This is a genomic window from Streptomyces sp. YS-3 (assembly GCF_045257485.1).
Lineage (GTDB): Bacteria > Actinomycetota > Actinomycetes > Streptomycetales > Streptomycetaceae > Streptomyces.
This window is the reverse complement of sequence record NZ_JBJHPC010000025.1, coordinates 22,320-29,612: the sequence shown is the minus strand read 5'-3', so window position 1 is coordinate 29,612 and position 7,293 is coordinate 22,320. Positions and strand designations below refer to the sequence as shown.

The 7,293-nt window shown below is 74.9% G+C and carries 6 protein-coding genes; 5 read left to right on the top strand and 1 reads right to left on the bottom strand.

Going from position 1 to position 7,293, the window contains the following annotated elements:
• Positions 1–22: 22 nt before the first annotated feature.
• Positions 23–1,090, bottom strand: coding sequence for a LacI family DNA-binding transcriptional regulator (locus ACJA3G_RS04505; protein ID WP_406551553.1), 1,068 nt, complete (start codon positions 1,088–1,090; stop codon positions 23–25).
• Between the two features lie 192 nt (positions 1,091–1,282).
• On the opposite strand from ACJA3G_RS04505, the gene ACJA3G_RS04500 reads away from it, so the two are divergent.
• From ACJA3G_RS04500 to ACJA3G_RS04480, 5 genes are all read left to right on the top strand, one after another.
• Positions 1,283–2,467, top strand: a complete 1,185-nt coding sequence (locus ACJA3G_RS04500) for a Gfo/Idh/MocA family protein (protein WP_406551552.1) — start codon at positions 1,283–1,285, stop codon at positions 2,465–2,467.
• Positions 2,464–3,618: a dihydrodipicolinate synthase family protein gene (locus tag ACJA3G_RS04495; RefSeq protein ID WP_406551551.1), complete on the top strand. Its 1,155-nt coding sequence runs from the start codon at positions 2,464–2,466 to the stop codon at positions 3,616–3,618. Before ACJA3G_RS04500 ends, ACJA3G_RS04495 begins: the two co-directional genes overlap by 4 nt.
• Entirely contained in the window at positions 3,615–4,499 is an 885-nt protein-coding gene (locus tag ACJA3G_RS04490) for a sugar phosphate isomerase/epimerase family protein (protein ID WP_406551550.1), read from the top strand. Before ACJA3G_RS04495 ends, ACJA3G_RS04490 begins: the two co-directional genes overlap by 4 nt.
• Complete coding sequence (locus ACJA3G_RS04485) at positions 4,496–5,272, top strand: sugar phosphate isomerase/epimerase family protein (protein WP_406551549.1); 777 nt, start codon at positions 4,496–4,498, stop codon at positions 5,270–5,272. The genes ACJA3G_RS04490 and ACJA3G_RS04485 overlap by 4 nt, the downstream gene beginning before the upstream one ends.
• A gap of 152 nt (positions 5,273–5,424) precedes the next feature.
• The gene (locus tag ACJA3G_RS04480) at positions 5,425–7,245 is read left to right on the top strand and encodes a glycoside hydrolase family 3 protein (RefSeq protein ID WP_406551548.1); all 1,821 of its coding nucleotides are present in this window, start codon (positions 5,425–5,427) and stop codon (positions 7,243–7,245) included.
• Positions 7,246–7,293: the final 48 nt, after the last annotated feature.

The window sequence follows — 7,293 nt, the reverse complement described above, 5'->3', positions numbered from 1 at the left end:
CCCGTACCGCCCCCGGCTCCCGCTACGCGCGCGTACGTCCCGTCGAGCCCCGGACCATCAGCTCCCCGTGCACGGTGGCGATCCCGCCCGGCGGCACCGGCTCCTTGCCCATCGCGAGCCGTCCCGCCCGCGCCCCCGCCTCGTACAGCGGCAGCCGTACGGTCGTCAGGGCCGGGACCGCGTCCGTGCTGAACGGGAGGTCGTCGAAGCCCGCCACCGAGACGTCGTCCGGGACGGACAGGCCCCGGTCCCGCAGGGCCGCGCAGGCGCCGAGCGCGACGGTGTCGTTGGCGGCCACGACGGCGGTCAACGACGGGTCCCGGCGCAGGAGTTCGTTGGTGGCGTCGTAGCCGGAGCGGCGGTCGTACGAGCCGTGGACGAGCGGTCCCGGCGCCACGCCCGCGTCCGCCAGCGCCGCGAGATGGCCCTCGACGCGGTGCCGGGTGGTGGTGCGCTCCTCGGGGCCCGCCACATAGCCGATGCGGCGGTGGCCCAGCGCGAGCAGATGCTCCGTCAGACGGCGGCTGCCGCCCCGGTTGTCGAAGGTGAGCGTCGCCGTGTCCGGCCCACCGCTCCGCGCCTCGCCGCCGGGCCCGGAGAGCGCCAGCGGCGGCCGTCCGCACAGCACGATCCGCGCGCCCGCCTCCGCCAGCCGCCCCAGTTTGGCCGCGACCGCCGCCGCGTGCCCGGGGTCCTCCAGGGCGCCGCCGGTAAGGATGACCGCCGCCGCGCGCTGGCGCTGGAGCAGGGTGAGGTAGGTGAGTTCGCGCTCCGGCGAGCCGCCGGTGTTGCAGACCACCGCGAGCTTCTCGCGGGCCCCGGGGCCGCCGCCGATCTCGGACTGGGCGGCGCCCGCCATGATCCCGAAGAAGGGGTCGGCGATGTCGTTGACGAGTATGCCGACCAGGTCGGAGGTGGCGGCGGCGAGGGAGCTGGCGGGCCCGTTCAGGACGTAGTCCAGTTCGTCCACGGCCCGCAGCACGCGTTCGCGGGTGGCCGCGGCGACCGGGTAGTTGCCGTTGAGCACCCGCGAGACGGTCGCCGGGGACACCCGGGCGCGCGCCGCCACATCCGCCAGGGTCGCTGTCATCTCTGCCTCCGGGCACGTCTCGTGGGCACTTGGGGTGGACCGCCGCGCGCCTCTTGTCGGCGGCGCTGTGCGCAGGCTAGCGTCCCCCTCGATAGAAAGCGCTTGCTACGCCTGTTACCAGTAGATCGCCACTGGATCACCGAGTCCCGGCCGCCCTGGCGGACGGGGCTGATGGGATGAAGGGGACTTCAGATGACACCGACGTCTGCGCCGGCGGCACCGGCGTCCGCGCGCCGGACCGTGCGGATCGCCATGAACGGCGTCACCGGCCGCATGGGCTACCGCCAGCACCTGGTCCGCTCCCTGCTCGCCCTGCGCGAGGAGGGCGGCCTCGACCTCGGCGACGGCACGGTCCTGTGGCCCGAACCGGTCCTGGTGGGCCGCCGCGAGTCCGCGCTGCGGGACATCGCCGTACGCCACGGCCTCGCCCACTGGTCCACCGATCTGGACGCCGTGCTCGCCGACGACTCCGTGGAGATCTACTTCGACGCCCAGGTCACCTCCGCCCGCGAGGCGGCCCTGACCAGGGCGATCGCCGCGGGCAAGCACGTCTACACCGAGAAGCCCACCTCGACGGGCCTGGCCGGCGCCCTGGAGCTGGCCCGGCTCGCCCGGGACGCCGGGATCAAGCACGGCGTCGTCCAGGACAAGCTGTTCCTGCCGGGCCTGCTGAAGCTCAAGCGGCTCATCGACGGCGGCTTCTTCGGGCGGATCCTGTCGGTGCGCGGCGAGTTCGGCTACTGGGTCTTCGAGGGCGACTGGCAGGAGGCCCAGCGCCCGTCGTGGAACTACCGCGCGCAGGACGGCGGCGGCATCGTCGTCGACATGTTCCCGCACTGGGAGTACGTCCTGCACGAGCTCTTCGGCCGCGTCACCTTCGTACAGGCGCTGGCGACCACGCACATCCCGCAGCGCTGGGACGAGGGCGGCAAGCCGTACGACGCGACGGCCGACGACGCCGCGTACGGGATCTTCCAACTGGAGGGCGGCGCGGTCGCCCAGATCAACTCCTCCTGGGCGGTCCGGGTGCACCGGGACGAGCTCGTCGAGTTCCAGGTGGACGGCACCGAGGGCTCGGCGGTGGCGGGGCTGCGCACCTGCCGTGTCCAGCACCGCGCGGCCACCCCCAAGCCGGTGTGGAACCCGGACCTGCCCGCCGGCGAGGAGTTCCGCGAGCAGTGGCAGCCGGTGCCGGACAACGCCGGGTTCGACAACGGGTTCAAGGCGCAGTGGGAGCTGTTCCTGCGCCATGTCGCCCTCGACACCCCCTACCGCTGGGACCTGCTGGCGGGCGCGCGCGGGGTGCAGCTCGCCGAGCTGGGGCTGCGGTCCTCGGCCGAGGGCCGCCGTGTCGAGGTGCCGGAGATCGCGCTGTGAGCCTGCTGCTGCCGCGTGCGGACGGCACGCTCGTACGGTACGAGCCGCGCCCGGACCCGGCCCCCGTCGCCCCGGGCGGGCCCCCGCTGTCCCGCACGGTCTTCTCGGCCGCGCACGTCGTCGCCGACCCGTGTGCCGGGACCGGGCCCGAGGGCCCCGCCGCCCTCGACTGGGAGGGCACGCTCGCCTTCCGCCGCCATCTGTGGTCGCACGGCCTCGCCGTCGCGGAGGCGATGGACACCGCCCAGCGCGGGATGGGCCTGGACTGGCCCTCGGCCGCCGAGCTGATCCGGCGCTCGGCCGCCGAGGCGCGGGCCGTCGGCGGGCGGATCGCCTGCGGGGCGGGCACCGACCAGCTGGCGCGGGCGGCCTCGCTCGCCGAGGTGACGGCCGCGTACGAGGAGCAGCTCGCCGTCGTGGAGGGTGCCGGTGCCCAGGCGATCCTGATGGCCTCGCGCGCGCTGGCGGCGGTGGCGCGCGGCCCGCAGGACTACGCGACCGTGTACGGGCGGCTGCTGGAGCAGACCGAACGGCCGGTGATCCTGCACTGGCTGGGCCCGATGTTCGACCCGGCGCTGGCCGGCTACTGGGGCTCGTCCGACCTCGACGCGGCCACCGAGACGTTCCTCGGGATCGTCGCCGCCCACGCGGGGAAGATCGACGGGGTGAAGGTGTCGCTGCTCGACGCCGGGCGCGAGATCCGGCTGCGACGGCGGCTGCCCGACGGTGTGAAGTGCTACACCGGGGACGACTTCCACTACCCCGAACTGATCGAGGGCGACGAAAAAGGCTTCAGCCACGCCCTGCTGGGGATCTTCGACCCGCTGGGACCGCTCGCGGCGGACGCGGTACGGGCGCTGGACGCGGCCGATCCGGCGGACTTCCGCAAGCGGCTGGACCCGACGGTCGGACTCGCCCGCCATCTCTTCGGGGCGCCGACCCGCTTCTACAAGACCGGAGTGGTCCTGCTCGCGTGGCTCGCGGGCCACCAGAACCACTTCGCCATGGTCGGCGGCCTCCAGTCGGCCCGCCCGCTGCCGCATCTGGCGCGGGCCTACGAACTGGCCGACGGTCTCGGCCTGTTCCCCGACCCGGAGGCCGCCGCCGCCCGGATGCGCGCCCTGCTCACGGTCTACGGAGTCACCTCATGAACCCCGCCCCCCTCTCCCGCCTCAGCATCAACCAGATGACCGTGAAGCAGCTCCCGCTGCCCGATCTGGTCCGCGCCTGCGCCGACGCGGGCGTGCCGGGGGTCGGGCTGTGGCGCGAACCCGTGCGGGCGTACGGCGTCGAGGCCGCGGCGCGGCTGGTGCGGGACGCCGGGCTGAGCGTCACCACACTGTGCCGGGGCGGCTTCTTCACGGCGGACGAGCCGCACGCGCGCGCGAGGGCCCTGGACGACAACCGGGCGGCGCTCGACGAGGCGGCGGCGCTCGGCACCGACACCCTGGTGCTGGTCTCGGGCGGGCTGCCCGAGGGCAGCCGGGACCTGGCGGGGGCGCGCGAGCGGGTCGCGGACGCGCTGGCCGAGCTCGGTCCTTATGCGCGCGCCCGGGGCGTACGCCTGGCGATCGAGCCGCTGCACCCCATGTACGCCGCGGACCGCTGTGTCGTCTCCACCCTCGGCCAGGCCCTGGAGCTCGCGGAGCGGTTCCCGGCGCGGGAGGTGGGGGTGGTCGTGGACACCTACCACGTCTGGTGGGACGACCTGGCCCCGGCGGCGGTGGCCCGCGCCGGTGCGGCGGGCCGCATCCACTCCTTCCAGCTGGCCGACTGGATCACCCCGTTGCCCGCCGGGGTCCTGACCGGGCGCGGTCTGCTCGGGGACGGGGCGATCGACCTCGTGGCGTGGTACGACCGGGTGGAGGCGGCGGGCTACACCGGCCCGGTGGAGGTCGAGTTGTTCAACGAGGAGCTGTGGGGCCGGGACGGGACGGCGGTGCTGAAGGAGACGGTGGAGCGGTTCGTGGCGGTGCTGGGCGGGTTCCCGGCCGCGCCCCTCGGCGCCCGGACCGGCCGGACGGACCGGTGAGCGGGCGCACGCGGTACGCGTTCTCCACGCTCGGGGTGCCGGGTCTGCCCGTCGCCGAAGTGGTGCGCCTCGCCGTCGCGCACGGCTACGACGGCGTGGAGCTGCGCGCCCATCCGGAGGAGCCGGTGCACCCCGGCCTCGGCGCCCGCCAACGGGCGCGGGTGGCCGCCGAGTTCGCGGCGCACGGCGTGAGCGTGCTCGGCGTCGCCGGCTACGCGCGCGTGGCCGACCCCGACGACACCGAGCCCGTCGACGCGCTGGTGGACCTCGCGCACGACCTGGGCGCCCCCCATGTACGGGTCTTCCCCGGCGGCCGGGGCGGTCCGGACGACGACGGGATCGCGGTGCGGCGGCTGCGGACGGTGTGCGCGCTCGCCGCCGAGCGGGGCGTGCGCGTGCTGCTGGAGACCCATGACTCGCACCGCACCGGCGCGGCCGTCGCCCGCGTCCTGGACCGGGTGCGCTCGCCCTCGGCCGGCGCCCTGTGGGACGTGATGCACACCTGGCTCGGCGGCGAGAGCCCCGCCGATTCGTACGCGGCGCTCGCCCCGCACCTGGGGTACGTCCAGGTCAAGGACATCGCCTCGGCCCAGGACACCGCCCCGCTGCCGCTGGGGGCCGGGGTGCTGCCGCTCGCGGACGCGCTGGCGGCGCTGGGCGGCGGGGGCTGGCTGTGCTGGGAGTACGAGAAGCGCTGGTACCCGGAGGCGGCCGGGCTGGCGGGGCTGCTGACGGCCGGCCGGGAGCGGCTCGCCGCCCTGGCCCGCCCCTGACCGTCCCGGACCGCCCGCTCCGGTGGCGGGCCGCCTCCCGCGCGTTCCCGCCCGATTCCGGGCCGGGCGGTGCGCGCCCCCTTGACCGGCAATAACTTTCCGGTTATCGGTTCGGTCTGGAAGTTTCTTCCAGACCTAGGGATGGAGTGCCCGTGTCGTACCGCACCTCCAGACGCACCCTTCTCACCACCGCCGCCGCGACGGCCGCCGCGGCTGCCGTGGGGCCCGCGCTCCCGGCGTACGCCGAGGCACCGCGCGCCCCCGCCGCCCGGCTGCGCCGGCTCGTCGCCCGGATGTCCCTGGCGGAGAAGGTCGGCCAGCTCTTCGTGATGCGGGTGTACGGACACTCCGCGACCGCGCCCGATCAGGCCGACATCGACGCCAACCTGCGTGAGCTGGGCGTACGCACCGCCGCCGAGCTGATTGCCACGTACCACGTGGGCGGCATCATCTACTTCACCTGGGCGCACAACACCCGCGACCCGCACCAGATCGCCGGCCTCTCCAACGGCATCCAGCGGGCGGGCCTGTCCCAGCCCACGCCCGTACCGCTGCTCATCGCCACCGACCAGGAGCACGGCATCGTGTGCCGGGTCGGCTACCCCGCCACCCTCTTCCCGGGCGCGATGGCGCTCGGCGCCGGGGGGTCGGCGCGCGACGCGCGCACGCTGGGGCGCGTCGCCGGGGCCGAGCTGCGCGCGCTGGGCATCCGGCAGAACTACTCCCCCGACGCCGATGTGAACGTCAACCCGGCCAACCCCGTCATCGGGGTGCGCTCCTTCGGCGCCGACCCGGCGGCGGTGGCCCGTATGGTCGCCGCCGAGGTGCGCGGCTACCAGGAGGCGGGGGTCGCGGCGACCGCCAAGCACTTCCCCGGGCACGGCGACACCACGGTCGACAGCCACACCGGCATCCCGGTGATCACCCACACCCGGCAGCAGTGGGAGGAGCTGGACGCGCCGCCGTTCCGGGCCGCCGTCGCCGCCGGGATCGACTCGATCATGACCGCGCACATCCAGTTCCCGGCGCTCGATCCGACCGACGACCCGGCGACGCTTTCGCATCCGATCCTCACCGGCATCCTGCGCGAGGAGCTCGGCTACCGGGGGGTCATCGTCACCGACTCGCTGGGCATGCAGGGCGTCCGGGACAAGTACGGCGACGACCGGGTCCCGGTGCTCGCCCTGAAGGCCGGGGCCGACCAGCTGCTCAACCCGCCGGACCTCGCGGTGGCGTGGAACGGTGTGATGGCGGCGGTCACCAGCGGCGAGATCAGCGAGGCCCGGCTGGATGAATCGATCCTGCGGGTACTGGAACTCAAGGAGCGCCGGGGGCTGTTCAGCCATCCCTACGTCTCCCAGGAGGCCGTGGACCGGGTGGTGGGCACCCGGCCGCACCTCGCCGCCGCCGACGCGGTGGCCGAGCGCACCACGACCCTGCTCGTCAACACGGGCGGACTGCTCCCGCTCTCCCGGCGGCGCCATCGCTCCGTACTGGTCGTCGGCGCGGACCCGGCCTCCCCCTCCGGGACCACCGGGCCCCCGACATCCGTCCTGGCCGAGGCGCTGGCCGGACTCGGCTTCACCGCGAGCGCCCTGTCGACCGGCACCCTGCCCTCGCAGGCGCAGATCGACGCGGCGGTGGCCGCCGCGCGCGGCAAGGACGTGGTGGTCGTGGGCACGTACAACGCGGGAGCGGGCGGGGCGCAGGCCCGGCTGGTGGCGGCGCTCGGCGCGAGCGGTGTGCCGGTGGTGCACCTCGCGATCCGCAACCCCTACGACATCGCGCACCTCAGCGGGTACACGGCCTCGCTCGCCACCTACTCCTGGACCGATGTCGAACTGCGGGCCGCGGTACGGGTCATGGCGGGCCGGGCCGAGCCCGTCGGGCGGCTGCCGGTGGCGGTGCCGCGCGGGGACGATCCCCACCGGGTGCTGTACCCGATCGGCTACGGGCTGTCGTACCGGAGATAACCCCCGGGCCCTCTGGCGTGTTCTCGGCGTGACAGGTCACGCTGGAGC

Coding starts and splice junctions, on each gene's coding strand:
- ACJA3G_RS04505 (WP_406551553.1), bottom strand. CDS start 1,090: ATGACAGCGACCCTGGCGGATGTGGCGGCGCGCGCCCGGGTGTCCCCG.
- ACJA3G_RS04500 (WP_406551552.1), top strand. CDS start 1,283: ATGACACCGACGTCTGCGCCGGCGGCACCGGCGTCCGCGCGCCGGACC.
- ACJA3G_RS04490 (WP_406551550.1), top strand. CDS start 3,615: ATGAACCCCGCCCCCCTCTCCCGCCTCAGCATCAACCAGATGACCGTG.